The organism is Candidatus Schmidhempelia bombi str. Bimp (assembly GCF_000471645.3).
In the GTDB taxonomy this organism is placed as follows: Bacteria; Pseudomonadota; Gammaproteobacteria; order Enterobacterales; family Orbaceae; genus Utexia; species Utexia bombi.
In genome coordinates this window covers 38760-63657 of the sequence record NZ_AWGA01000006.1, presented here as the reverse complement: position 1 = coordinate 63657, position 24898 = coordinate 38760, and the positions used below count along the sequence as shown (strand labels likewise).

At 37.4% G+C, this 24898-nt stretch carries 21 protein-coding genes; 15 read left to right on the top strand and 6 right to left on the bottom strand.

All coding sequences use genetic code 11. The features are described from left to right. Positions 1-76: 76 nt before the first annotated feature. From dnaE to O970_RS00330, 3 genes are all read right to left on the bottom strand, one after another. Entirely contained in the window at positions 77-3556 is a 3480-nt protein-coding gene (gene dnaE / locus O970_RS00340) for a DNA polymerase III subunit alpha (RefSeq protein ID WP_024495209.1), read from the bottom strand. Between the two features lie 129 nt (positions 3557-3685). Further along, on the bottom strand, positions 3686-4732 hold the full coding sequence (locus O970_RS00335; RefSeq protein ID WP_024495208.1) for a bifunctional transcriptional activator/DNA repair protein Ada: 1047 nt from the start codon (positions 4730-4732) through the stop codon (positions 3686-3688). Between the two features lie 32 nt (positions 4733-4764). Next, positions 4765-6498 carry a hypothetical protein gene (locus O970_RS00330; RefSeq protein WP_130575700.1) on the bottom strand — a complete coding sequence of 578 codons (1734 nt, stop codon included), beginning with the start codon at positions 6496-6498 and terminating at the stop codon, positions 4765-4767. 197 nt (positions 6499-6695) lie between these two features. Here O970_RS00330 and greA point away from each other — a divergent pair, with 197 nt between their 5' ends. Continuing rightward, a complete protein-coding gene (gene greA, locus O970_RS00325; RefSeq protein ID WP_024495206.1) occupies positions 6696-7172 on the top strand; it encodes a transcription elongation factor GreA in 477 nt (158 codons plus the stop codon). A 334-nt stretch (positions 7173-7506) separates the two neighbouring features. Here the strand turns inward: greA and smrB are convergent, their stop codons facing one another. Together smrB and nth are read right to left on the bottom strand one after the other, a co-directional pair. Beyond that, the gene (gene smrB, locus O970_RS00320; RefSeq protein WP_024495205.1) at positions 7507-8058 is read right to left on the bottom strand and encodes an endonuclease SmrB; all 552 of its coding nucleotides are present in this window, start codon (positions 8056-8058) and stop codon (positions 7507-7509) included. Positions 8059-8061: 3 nt separating this feature from the next. Further along, complete coding sequence (gene nth / locus O970_RS00315; protein WP_024495204.1) at positions 8062-8700, bottom strand: endonuclease III; 639 nt, start codon at positions 8698-8700, stop codon at positions 8062-8064. A 298-nt stretch (positions 8701-8998) separates the two neighbouring features. Here nth and putP point away from each other — a divergent pair, with 298 nt between their 5' ends. The 11 genes from putP (at position 8999) to adk (ending at position 20209) form a co-directional block, all read left to right on the top strand. Further along, the gene (putP, locus tag O970_RS00310; protein ID WP_024495203.1) at positions 8999-10489 is read left to right on the top strand and encodes a sodium/proline symporter PutP; all 1491 of its coding nucleotides are present in this window, start codon (positions 8999-9001) and stop codon (positions 10487-10489) included. Positions 10490-10539: 50 nt separating this feature from the next. Continuing rightward, positions 10540-11811, top strand: coding sequence for a tyrosine--tRNA ligase (gene tyrS / locus O970_RS00305; protein WP_036562073.1), 1272 nt, complete (start codon positions 10540-10542; stop codon positions 11809-11811). 25 nt (positions 11812-11836) lie between these two features. Further along, complete coding sequence (gene pdxY, locus O970_RS00300) at positions 11837-12703, top strand: pyridoxal kinase PdxY (RefSeq protein WP_024495201.1); 867 nt, start codon at positions 11837-11839, stop codon at positions 12701-12703. Between the two features lie 31 nt (positions 12704-12734). Beyond that, complete coding sequence (locus O970_RS00295) at positions 12735-13199, top strand: helix-turn-helix domain-containing protein (protein ID WP_024495200.1); 465 nt, start codon at positions 12735-12737, stop codon at positions 13197-13199. 183 nt (positions 13200-13382) lie between these two features. Next, positions 13383-14495 carry a flavodoxin-dependent (E)-4-hydroxy-3-methylbut-2-enyl-diphosphate synthase gene (ispG, locus tag O970_RS00290; RefSeq protein WP_024495199.1) on the top strand — a complete coding sequence of 371 codons (1113 nt, stop codon included), beginning with the start codon at positions 13383-13385 and terminating at the stop codon, positions 14493-14495. 9 nt (positions 14496-14504) lie between these two features. Further along, positions 14505-15824: a histidine--tRNA ligase gene (hisS, locus tag O970_RS00285; protein WP_024495198.1), complete on the top strand. Its 1320-nt coding sequence runs from the start codon at positions 14505-14507 to the stop codon at positions 15822-15824. Between the two features lie 2 nt (positions 15825-15826). Continuing rightward, positions 15827-16558, top strand: coding sequence for a YfgM family protein (locus O970_RS00280; RefSeq protein WP_036562061.1), 732 nt, complete (start codon positions 15827-15829; stop codon positions 16556-16558). 69 nt (positions 16559-16627) lie between these two features. Continuing rightward, positions 16628-17803 carry an outer membrane protein assembly factor BamB gene (gene bamB, locus O970_RS00275; RefSeq protein ID WP_024495196.1) on the top strand — a complete coding sequence of 392 codons (1176 nt, stop codon included), beginning with the start codon at positions 16628-16630 and terminating at the stop codon, positions 17801-17803. 19 nt (positions 17804-17822) lie between these two features. Further along, positions 17823-19292 carry a ribosome biogenesis GTPase Der gene (gene der, locus O970_RS00270; RefSeq protein ID WP_024495195.1) on the top strand — a complete coding sequence of 490 codons (1470 nt, stop codon included), beginning with the start codon at positions 17823-17825 and terminating at the stop codon, positions 19290-19292. Positions 19293-19295: 3 nt separating this feature from the next. Beyond that, on the top strand, positions 19296-19541 hold the full coding sequence (locus O970_RS00265; protein WP_081685211.1) for a YfgJ family double zinc ribbon protein: 246 nt from the start codon (positions 19296-19298) through the stop codon (positions 19539-19541). A 23-nt stretch (positions 19542-19564) separates the two neighbouring features. Continuing rightward, complete coding sequence (gene adk / locus O970_RS00260) at positions 19565-20209, top strand: adenylate kinase (RefSeq protein ID WP_024495194.1); 645 nt, start codon at positions 19565-19567, stop codon at positions 20207-20209. A gap of 226 nt (positions 20210-20435) precedes the next feature. Here the strand turns inward: adk and grpE are convergent, their stop codons facing one another. Beyond that, complete coding sequence (gene grpE / locus O970_RS00255) at positions 20436-21029, bottom strand: nucleotide exchange factor GrpE (RefSeq protein ID WP_024495193.1); 594 nt, start codon at positions 21027-21029, stop codon at positions 20436-20438. A gap of 247 nt (positions 21030-21276) precedes the next feature. On the opposite strand from grpE, the gene nadK reads away from it, so the two are divergent. From nadK to bamE, 3 genes are all read left to right on the top strand, one after another. Continuing rightward, on the top strand, positions 21277-22155 hold the full coding sequence (nadK, locus tag O970_RS00250) for an NAD(+) kinase (RefSeq protein ID WP_024495192.1): 879 nt from the start codon (positions 21277-21279) through the stop codon (positions 22153-22155). A gap of 167 nt (positions 22156-22322) precedes the next feature. Continuing rightward, on the top strand, positions 22323-23993 hold the full coding sequence (gene recN, locus O970_RS00245; RefSeq protein WP_024495191.1) for a DNA repair protein RecN: 1671 nt from the start codon (positions 22323-22325) through the stop codon (positions 23991-23993). 71 nt (positions 23994-24064) lie between these two features. Beyond that, positions 24065-24403, top strand: coding sequence for an outer membrane protein assembly factor BamE (gene bamE, locus O970_RS00240; protein WP_024495190.1), 339 nt, complete (start codon positions 24065-24067; stop codon positions 24401-24403). Positions 24404-24898 lie beyond the last annotated feature (495 nt).

The following is a 24898-nucleotide window of genomic DNA, read 5'->3' as shown; positions in this document are numbered from 1 at the left end:
TGTTCTTATTTTGCTATAAAATTAAATCATATTTTTAGTTTAATCACAACTATACACTATCGTTAATCATAAATGATTATTCAAACTCTAATTCGACCTGTTCATTACCTAACACCTGTTTTAAATTAATAATCAGATTATCATCTGGTGTTACTCTCCATGTCGTACCAAAACGTAATCGGGTTCGAGCTTGTTTACTTTGGTAATAAAGATGAACTGGCACTGTGCCATTTTTATGTGGTTCAAATGCAAGTTGTAAGCGCTGTAATAAATGTTGGTTGATTTGTGATGTTTCGACTGAAAGCGCTAAACCACGCACATATTTTTCCCGTGCCTCGCTAAGATCCATCAGTTCTCTTACCGTCATTCGAAATCCACCATTAAAGTCATCCATACTAATTTGACCGCTGGCAATTAAAATCTTATCTTGTACTAATAAATGTTCATATTTCTCTAGTGTATCACTAAATAGCATTAAATCTAAGCGCCCTGATCTATCGTCAATCGTGCATAAACCGATACGATTGCCACGTTTCGTCAATCGAACGCGTGCGCTAATTGCTAAACCAGCGACGGTTGCCATTTTTCCCCAATCAGTTGGCGCAACTTCATTTAAGCGTGCACCGGTAGTATAACGGCTAAGCTCTTTTAGGTATTGCGTAACAGGATGACCTGATAAGTATAGTCCTAATGCTTCGCGCTCACCGTCTAATATCACTTGTTCTGGCAATTGTGGGACATTAGCGTAAGCGTGCTCTACTTCTTCTGGCTGTGCAGTGAGCACGCCAAACATATCGGCTTGACCAATCTCTTCAGCTTTAGCATGTTGATCAGCAGCCTGTATTGCATCATGAATACTATGTAAAATCGCCGCTCTATGAGGCCCTAAACGGTCGAAGGCACCAGACATGGTCAGCTTTTCTAAGACGCGACGGTTAATTTTTTTCATATCTGTACGCGCGCATAGTTCAAAGATGTCTTTGAAGTAACCCCCATTATTACGTGCTTCGACAATAGCTTCAATAGGGCCTTCTCCTACTCCTTTTATAGCGCCAATCCCATAAACAATTTCGCCACGATCATTGACATGGAAATGGTACAATCCACTATTAATATCGGGTGGATTGATTTTTAATCCCATACGTAAGCATTCATCGACTAGCCCTACAATTTTATCAGTATTATCCATATCGGCTGTCATAACAGCAGCCATAAATTCAGCCGGATAGTGTGCTTTTAGCCATAAAGTTTGATAAGAGACCAAGGCATACGCCGCAGAATGCGATTTATTAAATCCATAACCAGCAAACTTTTCAACTAAATCAAAGATTTTCATTGAAAGTTCACCATCAATTCCTTGTTTCTCTGCCCCATCCTTGAAAACCGAACGTTGTTTTGCCATCTCTTCTGGCTTCTTTTTACCCATAGCGCGACGTAATAAGTCTGCACCACCTAAGGTATAACCCGATAAGGTTTGAGCAATCTGCATAACTTGTTCTTGATACAAGATAATGCCATAGGTCGGCTCTAATATGGGTTTGAGAGACTCATGTTGATATTGACTATCTGGATAAGAAACTGCTTCACGCCCATGTTTACGATCAATAAAGTTATCGACCATGCCCGATTGTAGTGGACCTGGGCGAAATAAAGCCACCAATGCAATCATATCTTCGAAGCAGTCAGGTTTTAAGCGACGGATAAGATCTTTCATTCCTCGCGATTCTAGCTGAAATACGGCTGTGGTTTCGGCTTTGAGCAGTAAATCAAACGATTTTTGATCGTGAAGGGGAATATTGGTAATATCAATCGGTGCTTTCCCTTCTTTTGTAAGTCGAGAGTTAATCATTTTTAGCGCCCAATCGATAATAGTCAGGGTACGTAATCCTAAGAAATCGAATTTAACCAGACCAGCATATTCAACATCATTTTTATCAAACTGTGTGACGGGATAGTTCCCTTCTGAATCGCAATAAATAGGCGAAAAATCGGTAATTTTGGTGGGAGATATTACCACGCCACCAGCATGTTTCCCTGCATTGCGCGTTACCCCTTCTAATTGGCGTGCGATGTCAATAAGGGCTTTAACTTCTTCATTGGTTTCATATAGGGTAGGTAATTGAGGTTCAACCTCAAAGGCTTTCGCTAATGTCATGCCTGGATCAGCAGGAATAAGCTTAGAAATACGATCAACAAAGCCATAAGGGTGACCAAGAACGCGCCCAACATCTCGAATCACCGCTTTAGCAGCCATGGTACCAAAGGTAATGATTTGTGAAACCGCATCGCGTCCATACATGTCTGCAACGTGATCGATCACCTGATCGCGTTTCTCCATACAAAAGTCGACATCAAAATCGGGCATGGATACCCGCTCTGGATTTAAGAAACGTTCAAAAAGTAAATCAAATTGTAATGGATCAAGATCGGTGATTTTTAAAGCATAAGCGACCAGTGAGCCCGCTCCCGATCCACGACCCGGTCCAACAGGGACACCATTATCTTTTGACCATTGAATAAACTCCATGACGATCAAGAAGTAACCAGGAAATCCCATTTGGTTAATTACTTCTAATTCTGTTTGTAGTCGTTGATCATATTGTCCACGTTTACTCGCTCGTTCTTTCTCATTAGGGAAAAGCAATACAAGGCGTTCTTCCAGACCTTGACGTGATTTATGCACTAAGTACTCTTCGGTTGACATGTCACCGGTGGGGAACTGAGGTAAAAAATATTCACCTAATCGTATAGATACATTACAACGTTTTGCTATTTCAACACTGTTTGCCAGCGCTTCAGGGATATCAGCAAATAATTCACACATTTCCTGCTCTGTACGGAAATATTGTTGTGGTGAATATTTTCTGGGTCTTTTGGGATCATCGAGGGTATTGCCATCATGAATAGCCACGCGAATTTCGTGAGCTTCGAAATCGTCAGCTGCAATAAAACAGACATCATTAGTTGCAACAACAGGTAAGTTATGTTGTTCTGCTAATAGTACACTCTGTTTTATGTAAAGATCCTCATGCTCACGCCCCGTTCTAACTAACTCCAAATAAAAATGCTGAGCAAAGTGGGTTTGATAAAATTGAAGATGATTTTCCAATAATTGCTGATTATGGCGGATAAGGGCAGTACCGATATCGCTTTGTCGTCCAGCTAAAATAATCAATCCTTCTTTATGTTCCACCAACCAGCTACGATCAACCACAGGACCTTCACCTACATAACCGCGTTGATAGGCTTTAGAGATGAGTAGGGTCAGATTATGATATCCTGTATTATTAGCAGCTAATACGGTAATAGTATAGTGTTCATCATTGTTATCATCTTGCCGGATGGTTAAATCGGCACCGATAATTGGCTTGATACCGCGCGATAATGACGAACCATAAAATTTAATTAAGCCACATAAGTTGGTAAAGTCAGTGATCGCCATAGCTGGCATTGATAGGTTAGCGGCTTGTTTTACTAAAACATCGGTTTTAGCCATACCATCAATCATAGAAAAATCACTATGTACATGTAAGTGGATAAATTTAGGATCAGTCATATCAGTTGTGTATTAGCATTTTGACATTAAAAATAGAGATGAAATGGATTATACCATTTTTTAGCGTAGAAAGCCGAACCACAATTTGTAAAGGATATAAAGTCAGCTTTTTTAGCTTAACTTATTGATTTATATTTTAAATTTATTTTGTTGTTCTAAATCTAAAAGGTACTGTTTGCGCCATACCCCACCGGCATAACCAGTCAAACTTCCATTGGAACCAATAATCCGATGACAAGGAATAATAATACTAATACGGTTCATACCATTTGCAGTCGCAACCGCTCTAACTGCTTTGGGATGGCCCATCGCTTGCGCTTGTTGTTGATAAGTTATGCACTGTCCATAGGTAATTTGTCGTAATTGTTGCCATACCGTTTGTTGAAATGGTGTACCCGCCAAATCTAAATTCACTGTAAATTGTGTTAGGTTACCCGAGAAATAGGCATTAAGCTGTTGTCTTAATAGCGTAAAGTTGGGATTTTCTTCCCATACTAATCTGGCATTAAAATAGTGACTAATAGCGTTAAGTTGGGTAGAAATAGATCGTTGATCGGCAAATTCCAGTAGACAAATTCCACGCGTTGTCGTCGCAGCAATTAGTTCTCCGATTGGCGTTTTGATCCGTGTTAATGGAAGTTGGTTTGGCGATGTGTTGGTTATATTAGTGTTAGTAATACATTGTTGTAATAACTCAATACTATCTAAAATAGTCGCGTGGTTGTTATCACTCGTATTAAAGTCAATATGATCCTGTTGGCATTGATTAAAATGATTATTAATAGACAATAATTTTCGATAGTTGCTAAAGGTTAAACCATAATGATTTTTAAACCAATGCTGTACTTGTGGCAGAGTTAAACCAAATAAACTTAAGTCACTTGTTGTCATCGATTGCTTAGGAGATTGATGGAGTTGCTCTAATAATTCTGCCATAGATGACGCTATTTCATTCGTGATCAAGTAAGGACGACAAAGTTGACAAGGGCGATAACCTTTACGCATTGCCAGTGAATAGCTAGCTAGATATTTATGGTGTTTATGAGTTCGCTGGCTACATTGACAGTCAGTCTGGCAAAAAATCCCACTTGGTGTAAGACAATAAAACGCGGTTTGTTGGGCGAGATGGTTATCATCTGTACTGTTTAACATAGGATTACTTACGTTTATTGTCATGATTGCTCCTATTGAGATGAAGGCTATCGCTATTAATACTGCTGGTCATTTGTCCTTATTTGATTATGAGTAATATTATAATGCCTAGTTTGATTTAAATCTTCATTACTCAATTTTCCAGCGAGATTAAGTGGATCATAATCACCGCTTAAGCTAACAGAGAACTCCATACTATCGGTTGGATTCTCAATAATATGCCATTGTTTTAATAATTGTGAATCAACATTTTTACCGATGATATTAAGTTTTTGCAATTGTTTCTGTGTTTTATTCACGACGATCCTAGCATCTATTATGCCGGTATCGGTTAAGGCACTAAATGTCATATTTATGATAGTATTGCTTGATCTTTTTTGGGTATTGGATTTAGCTTGACGACTAATATTTATAGATAAATCGTTATAATGTAATGCCACCTTATTGATAGTCGCATCATAAGCTTTTATATTAAGATCACCTCGAGATAAAGCAAAACGACGATTATGTATTAGATCTAAATCTTTCCCTTCTACTTCAAGAGCCGTAAACTGCATAGGAAACGCTGACCGTGTATCAATAATCAAACTTGGGGTGAGTGTAAAATCATCAATCGTTATATTTGCCAGATAACTAGGTAATTTTTTGTTATTGATCCTGCTTAACCAGTCATTGGGTAACGTATAGCGAATACCCGCAATGAACAGTTTATTTAGTCTTAGCTGATTTTCCTGCCATATTCCATTAAGTGAAATAATACCACGATTCCAACGGCTTTCAGCCTTTTCAATAATGAGTTGTTGGGGATTAATTTTTCCTCGGATTAATAGATCAGAAAAATGATGATCATTGATAACAACATTATCGGCATTAGCGATAAACGAAGCATTACGCCATGACCAATGGTTATTATATCTGATATCAACAAGTTCAATATTCCCTTTTTCTATTTTAAACTGCGGCAGATCAAAAGAACTATTTAGCACATAAAGTTTCTTGATGGTAAGTGGTGGTAGATGTTGAATTGTTGATTCAAACGTTTTAATTATTTGATCATCGGGCGAATTGATATGATTAAAATGTAACTCATTAATTACCCAATGCTGATCAGCTAAATGGTTAGCTTTAGCGAGAAAAAAGCCATGATAAAGATTACCGCCGACATTATTTAAATAGATATTACCATTTTTTTCAATGCCACCTATTACCATCTTATTGATCGTCAATTGATTGAGTTGGGTTGTTTGGGTTGTGAAATTAAATTCTACCGTTTGATCTGTTGCTAATTTATGGGGTAACCAAGGTTTGACGCCTCCAGTTAAGCCAGTGATATGACTCTCTAGTCCTTGGGTGTTGTGTAGATAAGCGGTGACATCAATCAATTGTAAATGTTTAGTTGGGAAATAATGTTGCAATGGCGATTGTTGTAGTTGATCTAACGATAAATTCAGCTGACCATGATTAATGATGACATATTGCCAAATAGGATGGTGAAATAGTGTTGACATATCTAGCGCCAAGGTCAGTTGTGCGTTTTGAATGATCGTTTTTCCTGTCGATTTATCATTTAAACAAAAATCGTTAATGATAAATTCGTAGGGTTTATTGAATGAATGGCTAACATTACCTATTTTTAGTGAAAATATGTTATTATTATCTGATATATAACGAACTAATATCTTGGCACCAAAATCCGTTTTTATGGATAAAATAGCGATAATGACTATTGCCCACATAATCCAAAGAAGTAGCATTAATAACCGTATTAAGCGGTGTGTGAATTTATTCATATTTTTGTTATTTATTTTATAAATAGTATTGGATGTCGCCTATTAGCATTTAGCATATCATAGGTTTTAAAAAAAACTAAAGTGTGAAATTTATTGTTATCATCATTTTATAATACCTTTGTAAAAGGTAGTTTTTATTTTTTTATTATAATGACTTAAATCATTATAATTTGTTTTAACAGGGAGAAAAACGAGCGATGAAACAAATCCCAATGACAGTAAGAGGTGTTGAACTTTTACGTGCCGAATTGGAAGAGTTAAAAACAGTTCAGCGACCAAAGATTATTAATGCAATAGCTGAAGCACGAGCTCATGGTGATTTAAAAGAAAACGCAGAATATCACGCGGCGAGAGAGCAGCAAGGTTTTTGCGAAGGTCGGATTAAAGAGATTGAAAGTAAATTATCCAATGCACAAGTGATTGATATCACTAAAATGGTAAATAATGGTCGTATTATCTTTGGTGCTACCGTTACCGTCGTTAATGTTGATACTGATGAAGAAATTACTTATCGTATCGTTGGCGATGATGAGGCTGATTTTAAACAAAATCTGATTTCGGTTAATTCACCTATTGCACGTGGACTAATTGGTAAAGAGCAAGATGATACGGCTCGCATTGTTACCCCTGGTGGGGAAGTCGAATTTGATATCATCAAGGTAGCCTATATCTAGTTCATCATTATGGTTAAAAAATCCGGCCTTATTCCTTATGAAGGTGCGGGTTTTTTGTCCATGTCAGTCTATATATTCCGTGAGTAAATCAGCATACATCAGATCACTTCAATAGTTCGTTTTAAATAAATTATGTATACAATGATACTTTCTTAGTTTATTGGTCGTTTAATTATGATTATCACTGTGGAATGTGACGAGTATTTAAAATACAAATCATCTTGCTAAAATCTAAACTTAATTTTAATAAAATAATTGTGATTTAAGGTCATTACTACCCTGATAACAAATACAGGTACATATTTTTAATATGGGTGGAAAGTGAGAAAGGTTTCTATTCAATCTTATTCACCTTATCATCACAATCAATATCAATAAGTAGCAGTAGCGCTGCGTTGCCACCATATTCTTTGGTTGCTTGATGAAAACAGAGAACATTTGGATGCTGGGCTAACCACATAGGCGTTTGTTTTTTCAAAATATGTTTACCATGTCCGTACATAATACAAGCACAATCAACATGTTCATTTAAGCAGGCTGTTATTAGTGCCGCAATTTCTTGCTTTGCTTGTTGCTGAGTTAAGCCATGTAAATCAAGAAAGAAATCGGGGATATAGTCTCCTCGTCTTAGCTTTTTAAGTTGATAAGTATCACAGTCTGGACGACAATAGCGAATAGGATCTTCTTGCAGTAATGGTTGATAATGGTCAGAAAAATAGAATGTATCATCATGTTGTTGATATTGGCGTTTGATCTCATTCTTATTTTTATTGGGTATTTTTCGTGGAGAGTGGACAACAGTATCCTGTTTGATCCGTTTTACAGCGCCGATGGCAGCTTTAAATAAAGCAATGTCTTCGGCAGAGGGTTTCGCATTCTTCGACATATTTTACTCCGGATAAATTTTATCTTTAAATTCACACAAATCTTCAATAACACAAGCTCCGCAACGTGGTTTACGAGCAATACATGTATAACGACCATGTAAAATAAATAAGTGATGGCAATCCAATTTATATTGATTAGGCACCACGTTTAATAATTTTTCTTCTACTGCTTCAACTGTTTTACCTGGCGCAAAATGCGTACGATTACAGACTCGAAATATATGGGTATCGACAGCAATCGTAGGCCAACCAAAGGCAGTATTTAACACCACATTTGCTGTTTTTCTCCCGACACCTGGTAAAGCAATTAACGCATTAAAATCTTCAGGAACTTGGCTATGATGTTTTTCAATTAAAAGCTGGCAGGTTTTAATAATATTTTCAGCTTTACTATTATAAAGGCCAATTGTACGAATATAGTCTTTCAGTTTATCGATACCCAGTGCCAAAATAGTTTCTGGCGTATTCGCGACGGCATATAAGGGTTTCGTTGCTTTATTGACACTCACATCGGTCGCCTGCGCCGATAACATGACCGCAATCAATAATTCAAATGGGGTTTGATACACTAATTCGGTTTTGGGATTTTCAATATGAGCTTGTAGACGTTGCAATATTTCAATTCGGATTGCTCTATTCATTATCGACTTTATTATTATGCTAACTAACGGGTGTTTAGTATAACAATATTCTGAAAAAGAAAAAGATTTGCTATCACGGTCATTTTATTATTTGTTAAATTACACCGGCTAACCTAAAGGCCAAATTAGTCAGTAAAATGGTTAACATAATTAGTTGATAATTCAATAATAATAATATCGAATAAATATTGATATAAAAAGGTGTAGATTACTTTGTAGACACTATGTTTTTATGGTATCCTCCTATGATTATTTAAGAAATTAAAAAACGTGATTCAAAAATAAAAAAGAGGAACACATGACTTTACCTATGCTCGTGACTTTCGTTATTTATATTAGCGGAATGATCATCATTGGTTTTATCGCCTTTAGATCAACCCGAAACTTCGGTGACTATATTTTAGGTGGAAGAAAAATTGGTAGTGTTGTGACTGCACTTTCAGCCGGTGCTTCAGATATGAGCGGTTGGTTGTTAATGGGATTACCGGGTGCTATTTTAGTTTATGGTATATCGCAAAGTTGGATTGCTATTGGTTTAATTATTGGTGCTTATCTTAATTGGTTGTTAATTGCTGGAAGATTGCGTGTTTTTACCGAAGTCAATCATAATGCGTTAACGTTACCTGATTACTTTACTCGTCGTTTTAACGATCATAGTCGTTTATTACGTCTATTTTCTGCATTAATTATTTTAATCTTCTTCACTATTTATTGTGCTTCTGGCGTCGTTGCTGGCGCTCGTCTATTTGAAAGCACCTTTGGGATGAGTTATAGTTGGGCTATGTTGGCTGGGGCAAGTGCCACTATTCTTTATACCTTAGTCGGTGGTTTTTTAGCCGTGAGTTGGACCGATACCATCCAAGCAACGTTAATGATGTTTGCTTTAATTCTTACGCCTATTATGGTCATTGTTAATGCGGGTGGCTTAAATGATGCTATGCTTGCTATTGAAGCTAAAAGCCCCGAATATGTAAATCTTTTTTCTGGCATGAATGTCATTGCCATTATTTCGTTATTGGGGTGGGGATTAGGCTATTTTGGTCAGCCTCATATTCTTGCCCGTTTTATGGCTGCCGATTCACATAAAGTAATGAAAAATGCTAGACGTATTAGTATGACGTGGATGGTATTATGTTTAAGTGGTGCTATTGCGGTTGGTTTCTTTGCTATTGCTTATTTCTCTCTGCATACTGAGTACCTTCATTTAGTGACGGTTGAGGGCCGAAAAAACGAAAACGTCTTTATTGAATTATCTAAATTGCTCTTTAATCCATGGATAGCTGGCATCTTATTATCGGCTATCCTAGCGGCAGTGATGAGTTCATTAAGTTGCCAATTATTAGTCAGTTCAAGTGCTATTACCGAAGATTTTTATCGAGCATTTATCAGACCAACCGCCTCACAATCTGAATTAGTTTGGATTGGTCGCGCAATGGTACTTTTAGTTGCTATTATCGCTATTTTATTAGCTATCAATCCTGATAATAGTGTGCTGGGTTTAGTTAGTTATGCTTGGGCAGGATTTGGTGCGGCATTTGGACCTGTGGTGATCTTCTCTGTCTTCTGGCAACGTATCACGCGCAATGGGGCATTAGCCGGAATGGTTGTTGGTGCTGTCACGGTATTACTATGGATAAATTATAACTGGTTTGATCTCTATTCATTGATCCCAGGATTTATTTTCTCATCATTAGCGATTGTTGTAGTTAGCCTATTGGATAACAAGCCATCTGATGATATTGTAGAACACTTTAATAAGGCAAATCGACTTTATCACGATAAAGCGTGATTAACCGATGCTTAATGATTTTAAAATTAGAAAAAATAACAGGTATTACTATGACAATTAATGTGATCAAACAGTTACAGGAAAGAGGGTTAATTGCCCAACTTACCGATGAGCAAGCTTTAACTGAACGTTTAGCTCAAGGACCAGTAACATTGTATTGTGGTTTTGATCCAACGGCGGATAGTTTACATTTAGGTCATTTGGTTCCTTTACTCTGTTTAAAACGTTTCCAACTAGCTGGACATAAACCGATAGCGCTAGTTGGCGGGGCAACGGGTTTAATTGGTGATCCAAGTTTTAAAGCAACAGAACGTAAATTAAATACAGAAGATACCGTTGTTGATTGGGCAAATAAAATTAAAGCCCAAGTCTCGCCATTTTTAGATTTCAATTGTGGTGAAAATTCAGCCATAGTGGCGAATAACTATGATTGGTTTGGTGGCATGAATGTATTAACATTTTTACGTGATATTGGTAAATATTTTTCTGTTAATGCCATGATTAATAAAGAAGCAGTCAAACAGCGTATTAACCGTGATGATGCCGGTATTTCTTATACAGAATTCTCCTATAATTTATTACAATCCTATGATTTTGCTTCACTCAATTCGGCACATAATGTAGAACTACAAATTGGTGGGTCTGATCAGTGGGGGAATATTACCTCTGGGATTGATTTAACCCGCCGTTTACATCAAAAACAAGTGTATGGTTTAACGGTACCACTTATTACCAAATCGGATGGAACTAAGTTTGGTAAAACAGAAAGTGGTGCCGTTTGGTTAGATGCCAAGAAAACGAGTCCTTATAAATTTTATCAATTTTGGATTAATACCGCTGATGCAGATGTTTATCGTTTCCTTAAATTCTTTACTTTTATGTCACTTGAATCGATCAACGCTCTGGAAGAAGAAGATAGAAATAGTGGCGTAGCACCACGTGCACAATATGTATTGGCCGAAGAAGTCACTAAGTTAGTACATGGTGAAGCAGGCTTTGCAGCAGCGAAACGTATTACACAGAGCTTGTTTTCAGGTAGCTTAACGGATCTAACGGCTGATGACTTTAAGCAGCTTGCTCAAGATGGTATGCCAGCGGTGGTATTGCCTCATGATGCGGATTTACAACAAGCACTTGTTAATGCAGGGTTAGCACCATCACGTGGACAAGCACGTACGTTGATTGAATCCAATGCTATTGCGATCAATGGTACAAAGATTACGGTAGCAGATTATAAATTTACAGATAATGATAAATTATTTGGTCAATATAGTCTGCTGCGTCGTGGTAAAAAACATTACAGTTTACTCATTTGGCAGTAATTAACCTCTGAAATCAGGTATCACAATGAAAAATATACTTGCTATTCAATCGCATGTAGTATTTGGACATGCAGGTAACAGCGCAGCAGAGTTTCCTATTCGGCGACTTGGCGTGAATGTATGGCCTTTAAATACTGTACAATTTTCTAATCATACCCAATATCGTCAATGGAAAGGTGCTGTTATGCCCGCTTCCCATTTAATGGAGGTTGTAGAAGGAATTGCTGATATTGATAAGCTAAAGCATTGTGATGCCATCTTAAGCGGTTATATGGGATCACCTGAACAAGGTAATGCCATTATTGAAATTGTAAAACAGGTTAAAAAAGCCAATCCCAACGCCCTCTATTTTTGTGATCCTGTGATGGGACATCCAGAAAAAGGGTGTTTTGTCGCTCCTGGTGTAGCTGAATTTTTATGTGATATCGCATTACCGATAAGTGACATCATTGCGCCTAATTTGCTTGAACTCGAAGAGCTCAATAATAAAAAGCGAATTAACAACGTGGACGAGGCTATTTTAGCTTGTCGCGAATTATGTCAACGAGGTCCTAAACAAGTTCTGGTTAAACATTTAAGTCGTGCAGGTTATCGAAACGATTGTTTTGAGATGCTACTTGTTACTGCTGATGAAGCATGGCATATTCAGCGACCGCTGGTTGATTTTGGTTCCTGTCAGCCTGTTGGTGTCGGCGATATGACCAGTGGTATATTTTTGGCCGATCAATTGCTAAATAAATCTTTAGTAGCGTCATTTGAGCATACAACGTCAGCAGTTTATGAAGTTATGCTTGCAACACTAAAGGATCATCAATATGAGTTACAACTTGTTGCAGCTCAAAATGAGATTGTTGAACCAACCCATTGGTTTAAAGCAAATAAAATCGACTAAAGATCAATATAACATATTGGAAATAAGAGTTATGAGTGAAAATAACCTCGAAATAAAAGTATCATATGGTAATCGATTAGTTGAATTAAGGGAAAAAGCGGGCTTATCTCCTGAAGAAGTAGCCGAAGAATTACATATCCGTCGCTCAATTATTTTGGATATCGAGGCCGATAAAATTGATAATATTCCGACGGTCTTTCTACGTGGTTATATTAAAGGTTATGCCGATCTTGTGGACATGCCAGCGAATGAATTAGCTGATTATCTTAATCTAATTAATAACTCAGAGCCACGTCCAATTTTGATGAAAAATTATTCACAAAATGATATGCAAAAACGTCATGGTACACGTTTATTGATTTGTAGTATTGTTATTTTAGTGATTATTCTAGGTATTTCTGGTTTTTTCTTTTGGCAAGAATATAAAAGTGAGCAAACGAATACGACTCATTATTCGTCATCACAACGAATTATGCAAGAATTGGATAATGGCTAAATAGCTAGTTAAATAGAATGGTTCACTTACATGATTTGTTAATTAAATTGATGCAAGGCGCCATTCTGTTCAGTGGTAACAGAGAAAATATTCTCGATTCTTTATTCTTCTAATACAGACATTCTAGTTGCTTTTTGCTAATATTAGCGATTAATTATCTTTATTCGCTTCGATGAGTTGTTTATGAGTAATCAAGAGCCTACAATTGTACGTCGTCAATCGACACGTATTTATGTTGGTAATGTACCTATTGGTGACGGTGCACCAATAGCCGTGCAATCTATGACTAATACACGCACAACGGACGTAGAACAAACCGTTAATCAAATTAAAGCACTGGAACGTGTTGGCGTTGATTTAGTGCGTATTTCTATACCTACGATGGATGCTGCTGAGGCATTTAAATTGATTAAACAGCAAGTTTCTGTGCCACTTATTGCAGATATTCATTTTGATTATCGTATTGCGTTGAAAGTGGCAGAATATGGTGTTGACTGTTTGCGTATTAATCCAGGTAATATTGGTAATCAAAGACGTATTCAAGCGGTTGTCGATTGCGCCAAAGATCACAATATACCTATTCGCATAGGGGTTAATGCGGGATCACTAGAAAAAGATATTCAAGAAAAATATGGTGAACCAACACCAAAAGCGATTGTTGAATCTGCATTACGGCATGTGGAAATTTTGGATAATTTAAACTTTGATCAGTTTAAAGTCAGCGTTAAAGCATCGGATGTTTTTACTGCTATCGGTGCTTATCGTTTATTAGCACAACAGATCAAGCAACCCCTACATCTAGGCATTACTGAGGCTGGTGGCGTGCGTAGTGGGGCGATTAAATCAGCGATCGGCTTAGGTATGCTTTTAGCTGAAGGGATTGGTGATACACTTCGTATTTCACTAGCTGCCGATCCGACCGAAGAAGTGAAAGTCGGTTTTGATATTCTTAAGTCGTTGCGTATTCGTTCGCGTGGCATCAATTTCGTTGCTTGCCCTACCTGTTCAAGACAAGAATTTGATGTCATTGGCACCGTGAATGCACTTGAACAGCGTTTAGAAGATATTATTACTCCAATGGATGTTTCAATTATAGGCTGTGTAGTTAATGGTCCTGGTGAAGCTTTATCCTCGACGATGGGGGTAGCTGGGGGTCATAATAAAAGTGGTTTTTATGAAGATGGAACACGCATTGGCCGTATCGATAATGATAAAATGATCGATGAATTAGAAGCAAAAATTAGAGCTAAAGCGGCATTACTAACCAACCGAATTACAACTAAAGAAATAGTGTGAAGAATCAAAATGGCAGAACAAATTAAAGGCAAAAAAATTCAAGCCATTAGAGGCATGAATGACTTATTACCAACCGAAAGTGCAACTTGGCGGCGTATTGAAAATCTTTTAAAACAGATTTTAAATAGTTATGGCTATAATGAAATTCGAACACCAATCGTTGAAGCCACAGGATTATTTAAGCGTGCCGTAGGCGAAGTGACAGATATCGTTGAAAAAGAAATGTATACGTTTCTCGATCGCAATGAGGAAAGTCTCACCTTACGCCCAGAACTTACGGCAGGCTGCGTACGTGCGGGTATTGAGCATGGTTTATTATATAATCAGGAACAACGTCTATGGTATTTAGGACCTGCATTTCGTTATGAACGTCCACAAAAAGGGCGATATCGTCAATTTCATCAATTTGGCGTAGAAGTTTTTGGATTGGAAGGACCAGATATTGATGCAGAATTAATTCTAATGACAGCTCGCTTTTGGCGAGCGTTGGGTGTTGAACAACATGTTACCCTTGAACTTAACTCAATTGGTTCGTTACAAGCTAGGGCCAATTATCGTCAGGCGTTAGTGGCATTTTTGGAACAGCACAAAGCATTGTTAGATGAAGATTGTTTACGCCGCATGTATACTAATCCATTACGCGTCCTTGATTCTAAAAATCCACAAGTTCAAGAGCTATTAAATAATGCACCACAATTATTTGATTATCTGGATGACGAATCAAAAACGCATTTTGATGGTTTATGTAAATTACTCGATTTTGCGGGAATTAGTTATCGTATTAATCAGCGTTTAGTACGCGGTCTTGATTACTATAACCGTACTGTGTTTGAATGGGTAACAACTAGCCTTGGTGCACAGGGGACCGTATGCGGCGGTGGTCGTTATGATGGTTTAGTTGCACAATTAGGTGGACAACCAACCCCTGCTGTTGGTTTTGCGATGGGGGTTGAACGGTTGGTATTATTAGTACAAACCGTTAATCCAGAATTTACCTGTAGTAATCAGATTGATATTTATATGATTGCATCAGGTCAATTGACCAATGGTACGAGTGTTGTAGCGGTCACTCAGCGCTTAGCCGATACTTTACGTGAACAAGTACCAACACTGCGTGTTATGACCAACTATGGTGGCGGTAACTTTAAAAAACAGTTTAGTCGAGCAGATAAATGGGGCGCTAAACTTGCTATTGTGGTTGGTGAAAACGAAGCACAAGCAAATAGAGCGATAATTAAAAATTTACGAACAGGTGAACAATTCGACGTAGCACAGTCTGATATTGCACAAACCTGCTTATCTATTTTAAATAACGTTAAAGGAGAATAGTGGTGGCTCATCATTCTACAACGGAAGAAGAACAACTAAATGAATTAAAGAGCTTTCTTAAAAAAACATGGAAACTTATTTTAGCGGTGCTAATTATTGGTTTAATCACTGTTTTGGCATGGAAATATTGGCAATCCCATACCCATCAAAGTTTAGAAGAAGCGTCTAACAACTATGATCATTTACTGACAAAATTAGATAGTAAACAGCTTGATTCTGTCAAAGGACTTGTTGCCTTTTCTGAATCAGAACATAACACCTATGGTGTGCTTGCCGCATTTGATGCCGCTAAGTTTTATGTTGATAATGCAAAAGATTATGCAGCAGCACAAACTGTACTTGAATCAGCGGTCACCAAGACTAAAGACGAAGTTATGCTAGATACACTTTATACTCGTATTGCTCGTTTACAATATCAACAAGCATTATTTGAAGACAGTTTACAAACCTTAGATAAAATCAAATCAAATGGCTGGGCGGCAATAGCGAATGATATTCGTGGCGATATCTATGTTAAATTGGCACGTTATAATGACGCTATTCAAGCTTACAATATGGCATTAGCCTCACAACCCGCGTCAGCATTAGAAACCAATATTCAGATGAAATTAAACCAAACGCATTATTTAATCGCGAAACAAGATGAGACTAAATCGGCAACGAAAGTTGATCAAGCGACATCAGAAACCAATGCTAATGATGATAAAGTAACAATACAGAATGATACACAATAGATAGTCTTGGATCATGTTACGGTTTCATCCTCATCATGAATTACTGACTAATAAATTGAAGGAATATAAATGAAGTTACTAAAACATCTTTTTTCTAGCTCGTTGATGCTGCTTATGCTAATGAACATAAGTGGTTGCTCACTGGGAGAAGTAGAAAATATTACTGTGGCACCTTCGCCATTAGTAGATAATCAGATTCATTTAAGCCAGAGCTGGAAAAATAGTATCCGCGGTAATACCAAAATTTATTCATTATTGTCGCCAGCATACTATGCAGATACGGTCTATGTTGCCGATCGAGAAGGTAAAATCAAAGCAATTAATCTCGAAAACGGTTCAACGTTATGGGTGACGGATGTAGCTAGAGGTTCTTTCTTCAGTCATCAGTCATCACTATTATCTGGCGGGGTAGCTGTCGATAGTGAAAGAGTATATGTGGGCAGCGAACGAGCAGTTATTTATGCGCTAAATCGTTTAACAGGGGAGATCCTATGGCAACAAAATTCGGCAGGTGAAATTATCGCCAGCCCAGTATCAGCAGAGGGATTAGTATTAGTACATACCACCAATGGTATGTTACAAGCGTTTAATGCCGATAATGGTGAATTAGTGTGGAAAGTCGATTTAGATGTACCCCTGCTATCATTACGTGGTCAATCCTCTCCAGCTGTAACATCGGATATAGTTATCGTTGGCGATGATAATGGTCATATTAATGCAATGACCTTAAAAAATGGTGTATTGCTTTGGCAACAACGTATTTCCCAACCGGGTGGCTCCAATGAAATTGCTAAGTTAAACGATGTTGATGTGACTCCTATCGTTGTTAATGGTGCGATTTATGCGATTGCCTATAATGGCAATATAGTGAGTTTAGATATTAATACAGGGCAACCTTTATGGCATCGCAAACTAGGTTCGACACATACCTTCACGATGGATACGCAACGTATTGTGGTGGTGGACCAAAATGATACTATTCAGGCTATCTCTGTGGATAGTGGAACCGAATTATGGATCCAGAATGAAATGAGTAACCGTCGTTTAACCAACCCTGTTATTTATCAAAATTATATTGTGGTAGGCGATTATGAAGGTTATCTCTATTTACTTGATAAGCAGACGGGTGATTTCGTGTCGAAAATGCAAGTAAATAGTAGTGGGTTATTAGCTACACCGATGGTTGCAGGTAATAAACTGGTTGTACAGGCTCGTAATGGCGATATCTATGCTTACGAGCACTAAAAAGGATAGTTAAAATAAAATGATACCTGTTATAGCATTAGTTGGTCGACCAAATGTTGGAAAATCGACGCTTTTTAATCGATTAACTAAAACCAGAGATGCGCTGGTAGCCGATTTTCCCGGTTTAACTCGGGATCGTAAATATGGTAAAGCGCATATTCAAGGTCATGAATATATTGTTATTGATACCGGCGGTATTGATGGTTCAGAAGAAGGTGTTGAAAACCATATGGCGGAACAATCGCTATTAGCAATTGAAGAAGCCGATATTGTTTTATTTATGGTTGATGCAAGAGCAGGGCTTTTACCCGCAGATTATGCGATTGCTCAGCACCTACGTTCACGGCAAAAGCCTACTTTCTTAGTGGCAAATAAAACCGATGGTCTTGATGCGGACTCCGTAACAGGTGAGTTTTATGAACTGGGCTTGGGTGAGGTTTATCCCATTGCTGCGAGTCATGGGCGCGGTGTCACTGCGTTAATCGATCATGTCTTAACCCCTATTTTTGGTTTAGATCGCGTTGATGATGAGCAAATCACGGATACGTTATATGACGGAGTATATGTTCAACCATCTGATGAAGCCTTAGCAGAAGAACAGCAAGCATTAGCTGATTTACCGATTAAAGTCGCTATTGTTGGTCGCCCAAATGTCGGTAAATCAACATTAACTAACCGTATTTTAGGTGAAGATCGGGTTGTGGTTTATGATATGCCTGGCACAACACGTGATAGTATCTATATTCCGATGGAGCGTGATGAACGTGAATATGTGTTAATTGATACGGCGGGCGTACGTAAACGTGGTAAAGTCACGGAGACGGTAGAAAAATTCTCAGTGATTAAAACATTACAAGCGATTGAAGATGCCAACGTTGTATTATTGGTTATTGATGCCCGTGAAGGATTATCTGATCAAGATCTATCTTTGCTTGGTTTTATTATTAACAGCGGACGCTCATTAGTCGTCGTGGTTAATAAGTGGGACGGTCTCTCGCTTGAAGTGAAAGAAAATGTGAAATCAGTCTTAGATGAACGGTTAGATTTTGTTGATTTTGCCCGTATTCATTTTATCTCAGCACTTCATGGTAGTGGTGTCGGTAATCTATTTGAATCCATCATAGAGGCCTATGATTGTGCAACCAAACGAGTAAGTACTTCGTTACTCACTAAGATCATGCACATGGCCCAAGATGATCACCAGCCACCGCTCGTCCGCGGACGTCGGGTCAAACTGAAATATGCCCACGCGGGAGGCTATAATCCCCCTATTGTGGTGATTCATGGTAATCAGGTTAAAGAGTTACCCGATTCATACAAACGTTATTTAATGAATTATTATCGCCGTTCTTTGAAAATTATGGGTACGCCTATTCGTATACAGTTTAAAGAAGGGGAAAATCCATTTGAGGGGCGTAAGAATACCTTAACCCCAACCCAATTACGTAAACGTAAAAGATTGTTACAACATATCAAAGGGCGTCGGTAAATAATGCAGCATTTGGCAACGGAAGTGAAGGGACAATGTCCAGAGTGTAAAGTAAGACTGATTAGGGCAGAAAGTCACTATTGTGATTGTCCCTCTTGCCAACAGCGTTTTATTGAACAACGATGTTGCCCTCACTGTCAGAAAATGGTTGATTGCATAAAAGGTTGTGGTGCAGTTAATTATTTATGTCGACAGCATGGATTAATATCGAAACATAACATTGAATATCATTATTTAAAAGCCGATTAAAGAATATTATTAACGAGGTTAGTATGCGAATTATTTTCTTAGGTGCACCAGGGGCAGGTAAAGGTACTCAGGCGCAATTTATCATGAAGAAATATCATATCCCACAAATTTCTACGGGTGATATGTTACGTGCGGCAGTAAAAGCACAATCACCATTAGGTTTACAAGCAAAAGCATTAATGGATGCGGGTAAACTAGTGACAGATGAACTAGTGATTGCATTGGTTAAAGAAAGAATTGCACAAGATGATTGCAAAAATGGCTTTTTACTTGATGGCTTCCCAAGAACGGTGCCACAAGCGGATGCAATGAAAGAGGCGGGTATTGCAATTGATTATGTTTTAGAATTTGATGTACCAGATGAAGTAATTATTGACCGAATGAGTGGACGTCGTATTCATGCCCCTTCTGGACGCGTTTATCATATTAAACATAATCCACCAAAACAAGAGGGATTAGATGACGTAACGGGTGAAGAGTTAACCATTCGTAAAGATGATGAAGAAAGCATTGTGCGTAAACGTCTAACTGAATATCATCAATTAACTAAACCATTAATTGGTTATTATAAAGCAGAGGCAGAAGCTGGTCATACTAAATTCTACCGAATTGAGGGTACTCAGCCAGTTGATACCGTATCACAAGCACTTGAAAAAATTCTTGGTTAGTTTGGTTAGTTGTTAAAGCCGATATAGCTGCGTTAAGCAGCTATATCCCTATTTATCCCCTCATTCTTATTCTGCTCTACTCTTGTAATCATTATTTCGTTATATATCGAACGACCCCGATAAGGAATTGGCTATTTTGTATAATATGGACATGATAAACAGGCAAAAAAGCATAAAAAAAACCCTCATCAAAACGCAATGAGGGTATGGGGAAGAATAGAATAAATTATTTAGCTACAATTACCATTGCTGGTCTCAATAAACGACCATTTAAGCTATAACCTGTTTGAATAGCATTAATAACATGACCTGATTGATGTTCTGGTGATTCGATCACAGAGATAGCTTGATGCAATTCAGGGTTCAGCGGTTCGTTTTCAGCTTTAATTTGCTCAATACCAAATTTTTTCACTGCATCTAAAAACGATTTTAGCGTTAACTCAAGCCCTTCAATGGTTGCTTTAAGATCAGGGTTATTTCTATCTGTTGATTCAAGTGCACGCTCTAAATTATCAATAACAGGTAACAATTCATTGGAAAACTTTTCTAATGCAAATTTATGAGCTTTCTCAATATCTTGTTCTACGCGACGACGAATATTGTCCACTTCGGCACGAGCGCGAATCATCGCTTCACTCTCATTTTTTTTAGCCGTCTGTAACTCTTTGGTTAATTCTGCAATATGTGCTTCTTGATCATGAAGTTTCTTTTTCAGCAACTCAGTTTCACTACCTTCAGTATCTGCTTGCTGTTCGGTTGTTTCTTTCGTCACTTCAGATGTTTCAGGGATATCAGTATTATTTTTTTCTTGCTCAGTCATAAAGTACTCCAAATTGATATAAATAACATCCAATGCTTTTATTATGGGGATGAAAAAATGTAATACAAGGTTTTTAACCATTAAATAATCGTGATATTTTAATTGGTTAAGTGATTACAAAAATTAATTAGATAAAAATTAACAATTACATTAAAAATTGCCTAATTAATTGTTAAACCCACATAGAAGCCTGTCATATATTTAGCGTATAATAAAAATTGGGAAAACGGAAGGATGATATCTACCTATGCAACATCAAGTTAAATGTATTGGACTAGTTGGATTACCTCGCCATCATGAAGCGATAGAAACCCATCGTATATTATTTGAATGGTTAACATCCGACGGTTACCACGTTTTATTAGAAGACGCGTTAGCCGCTCATCTACCTTATGATAAAACCTATTTTACCTCATTAGAAAAGATCGGAATTCAGGCACAACTTGCTATCGTTATTGGTGGGGATGGTAATATGTTACGCGCCGCAAAAGCATTATCCGCTTACCCCATTAAAATTATTGGTATTAACCGCGGTAATTTAGGCTTCTTAACCGATATTGCACCGGACAACGCCATTGAAACCATAGCTGAAGTCCTCACAGGGCAATATATCACTGATCCAAGATTTCTACTTGAAGCCACTGTTTATAGTAAAGGAAAGCCTATTCATCAAGGTATTGCGGTTAACGAAGTAGTGATTCATCCGACTAAAGTTGCACATATGGTCGATTATCAAGCTTATATAAATGGTCGCAGTGCCTTTTCACAACGTGCGGATGGATTAATTATTGCTACGCCTACCGGCTCCACAGCGTACTCACTGTCAGCAGGGGGACCAATTATTGCACCAGAGCTAGATGCCTTTATCATTACGCCCATGTTCCCCCATTCATTATCTGTCAGACCATTAGTGATAAAAAGTGATAATGAAATTAAATTAACTTTTCCTACGACTAATAATCCATTAGAAGTAACTTGTGATAGCCAATTAAGCTTACCGGTAAAAGCAAAAGATGAAGTAGTAATAAAGCGCGCACCTTATACTTTTAATCTTATTCATAGCCGAGAATATGACTATTTTTGTAATTTATCCTGCAAATTAGGATGGTCGCAAAAAATGTATTAACCAATAGTTTGCTCTAATGAGATAGATTATAAACGACGAATTTCTTACTTTGTGCCCAAACTAATCCCCATTTGCACTCATTACAAATAACCATAATTTTGCCATTTAACACTGTATTTATTTACAGTGTTAACTTATAATGAGCAAAAAATAGATAGGTAATCAGTATGATAACGCAATTAACGATTAATAATTTTGCTATTGTTGATAAACTAACCATCGAATTTGCGCAAGGTATGACCGCTATAACGGGAGAAACTGGCGCAGGTAAATCAATTGCTATTGATGCGTTAGGTTTATGTCTAGGATTACGAGCAGATTCAACTGTGGTTCGTTTCGGTGCTGAGCGTGCTGACATTACGGCTCATTTTTTATTGAATGACACACCGACCGCCTCCGCTTGGTTACGTGAAAATCAATTAAATGATGGCAATGAATGTATTTTACGTCGAGTCATTAATAGTGATGGGCGATCCCGAGCGTTTATCAATGGCAGTGCGGTACCGATAGCGCAATTACGCGAATTAGGTCAAAAACTGATTCAGATCCACGGACAACATGAACACCAACTATTAATGAAATCTGAACATCAACAGGCTTTATTAAATCATTACATGGGGGAAACAAGCCTATTGCGCGATATGCGCCTCCAATATCAACGTTGGAAAGCTGCTTGTCAAACCTTTGCATTGCATGAAAAACAACGACAGGAACGTGAATCATATTTACAACTACTACAGTATCAATTAAAAGAGTTAAATGAATTCGCGCCTCAAGAAGGCGAATTTGAGAAGATTGACGAAGAGTATCGTCGTTTATCGAATAGTGAGCAATTAATTACCTTAAGCCAACAAACGGCTATGTTACTCGCAGAGCAAGATGAATACAATGTTCTGTCGACCTTAAATCAAGCCAAAAATCGAGTACAAGATTTAATCGCGTTAGATCCTCATTTTGTTGATGTATTCACCATGTTAGATGAAGCGGCAATTCAAATTGCTGAAGCGAGTCATGAACTACGTCATTATGCCGAAAATAGGGAACTTGATCCGGCTTATATTGCCGCACTGGAAAAAAGACTATCAAAACAGATCGCATTAGCACGTAAGCATAATATTGCTCCCCAACAATTACCGGCATTTTATCAAGAAAAATTGGCAGAGTTATCCAACTACCAACATTTCGATCAACAAAGTAGCCAATTACAAATGAATATTGATACCAGCTACCAACAGGCATTGATCTTAGCTAAAAAATTACATGAAAAACGCATTAAAACAGCTAAAACATTAGCAAAAGCAATTACGCAAAGCATGCGTGAATTATCAATGACACATGGTCAATTTAACATTGATATTGTTTATGACGAACAAAATCTTCATGAAGATGGGGGGGATAGTGTTATTTTTATGGTAACGACGAATCCAGGACAACCATTACAACCAATTGCTAAAATAGCTTCCGGTGGTGAACTCTCTCGTATTGCTTTGGCAATTCAAGTATTAACGGCTAAAAAAATTGAAATGCCAGTCCTTATCTTTGATGAAATTGATGTTGGGATCAGCGGTCCAACCGCGGCTAAAGTGGGTAATTTATTGCGTGAATTGGGTCAGTCGACGCAAGTTATTACCGTTACTCATCTGCCACAAGTTGCCGGTAATGCCAATCAACACTTCTTTGTCGCAAAACATAGTGATGATCAACAAACCACCACCACTATGTGCCCACTTGATAAGGAGGGACGAGTAGCAGAACTCGCTAGATTATTAGGTGGGAATAAAATTACCGATAATACCCTAGCTAATGCGAAAGAGTTATTTGTTGATATTGCTTTTTAAGCTAGCGAATAATGTAAATATCAGCGATAATAAACTAATACATTTTAATATAATGAAAATGGATTAAATATATGCGTTTTAGTAAATACCTTATAGTTGCAACTTTAACAACTGTCTTTCTGAGTGGATGTTCATTTTTTGAGTATATTATTTATCGACCTGATATTAATCAAGGCAATTATATGACCGAAACAGAAACCAGTAAATTACAGGTAGGTCAAACAAAACAGCAAGTTCTATACATTATGGGAACCCCGATGTTAAAATCGGCATTTGGCGATAATGTTTGGTACTACGTTCTTCGTGAAAATCCACACCATGGACATGTAAATCAAACGACATATACCTTAACCTTTAATAACTCGGATGTATTGATTGATATCAAATCCGATACCCTTCCACATAACTAATTAAAAGAATCTAGATAAGGTTATTTGGATATAGAGACTAGAGTAATAAGTAAAGTAAGCGATGAATTCATACTTATTTTGCTTATTGCTCGATGGTCGAATTTTATTGGATTAATAGGATTATAGACGATTTTAGTAGGATAGTTTTACCCCTTAATGTTATTTGTTATGCTTAGTTTTCCCTGATCATTGCATTGATTAAACACAACTAAATGAGTACGGGTAATTAAGCTAAAAAAGTTAGCATATCTATAATCTTTTGGTTTAAAATTAGGTTTTACTTACCCAATACTTTGGCTTAATTGCCCCAAATCATACCAACTAAATTGGTTTTTTCTCTCTTTAACCACAGTTAAAATTAAAGCGCTTTGCTATTTAACTTAACCCATAAAAAGTGTTAAAAAAACGTTATTTCATTATGTTAAAATGAACATTTTTATCAGGATAATGTTATAGCATTTAATGATTAATAACGTTAAATGCTGATTTGAAAAA

Bases quoted from the DNA above. Each gene is read 5' to 3' on its own strand.
- dnaE (WP_024495209.1), bottom strand. From the start codon at position 3,556: ATGACTGATCCTAAATTTATCCACTTACATGTACATAGTGATTTTTCT.
- O970_RS00335 (WP_024495208.1), bottom strand. From the start codon at position 4,732: ATGACAATAAACGTAAGTAATCCTATGTTAAACAGTACAGATGATAAC.
- O970_RS00330 (WP_130575700.1), bottom strand. From the start codon at position 6,498: ATGAATAAATTCACACACCGCTTAATACGGTTATTAATGCTACTTCTT.
- greA (WP_024495206.1), top strand. From the start codon at position 6,696: ATGAAACAAATCCCAATGACAGTAAGAGGTGTTGAACTTTTACGTGCC.
- smrB (WP_024495205.1), bottom strand. From the start codon at position 8,058: ATGTCGAAGAATGCGAAACCCTCTGCCGAAGACATTGCTTTATTTAAA.
- nth (WP_024495204.1), bottom strand. From the start codon at position 8,700: ATGAATAGAGCAATCCGAATTGAAATATTGCAACGTCTACAAGCTCAT.
- putP (WP_024495203.1), top strand. From the start codon at position 8,999: ATGACTTTACCTATGCTCGTGACTTTCGTTATTTATATTAGCGGAATG.
- tyrS (WP_036562073.1), top strand. From the start codon at position 10,540: ATGACAATTAATGTGATCAAACAGTTACAGGAAAGAGGGTTAATTGCC.
- pdxY (WP_024495201.1), top strand. From the start codon at position 11,837: ATGAAAAATATACTTGCTATTCAATCGCATGTAGTATTTGGACATGCA.
- O970_RS00295 (WP_024495200.1), top strand. From the start codon at position 12,735: ATGAGTGAAAATAACCTCGAAATAAAAGTATCATATGGTAATCGATTA.
- ispG (WP_024495199.1), top strand. From the start codon at position 13,383: ATGAGTAATCAAGAGCCTACAATTGTACGTCGTCAATCGACACGTATT.
- hisS (WP_024495198.1), top strand. From the start codon at position 14,505: ATGGCAGAACAAATTAAAGGCAAAAAAATTCAAGCCATTAGAGGCATG.
- bamB (WP_024495196.1), top strand. From the start codon at position 16,628: ATGAAGTTACTAAAACATCTTTTTTCTAGCTCGTTGATGCTGCTTATG.
- der (WP_024495195.1), top strand. From the start codon at position 17,823: ATGATACCTGTTATAGCATTAGTTGGTCGACCAAATGTTGGAAAATCG.
- O970_RS00265 (WP_081685211.1), top strand. From the start codon at position 19,296: ATGCAGCATTTGGCAACGGAAGTGAAGGGACAATGTCCAGAGTGTAAA.
- adk (WP_024495194.1), top strand. From the start codon at position 19,565: ATGCGAATTATTTTCTTAGGTGCACCAGGGGCAGGTAAAGGTACTCAG.
- grpE (WP_024495193.1), bottom strand. From the start codon at position 21,029: ATGACTGAGCAAGAAAAAAATAATACTGATATCCCTGAAACATCTGAA.
- nadK (WP_024495192.1), top strand. From the start codon at position 21,277: ATGCAACATCAAGTTAAATGTATTGGACTAGTTGGATTACCTCGCCAT.
- recN (WP_024495191.1), top strand. From the start codon at position 22,323: ATGATAACGCAATTAACGATTAATAATTTTGCTATTGTTGATAAACTA.
- bamE (WP_024495190.1), top strand. From the start codon at position 24,065: ATGCGTTTTAGTAAATACCTTATAGTTGCAACTTTAACAACTGTCTTT.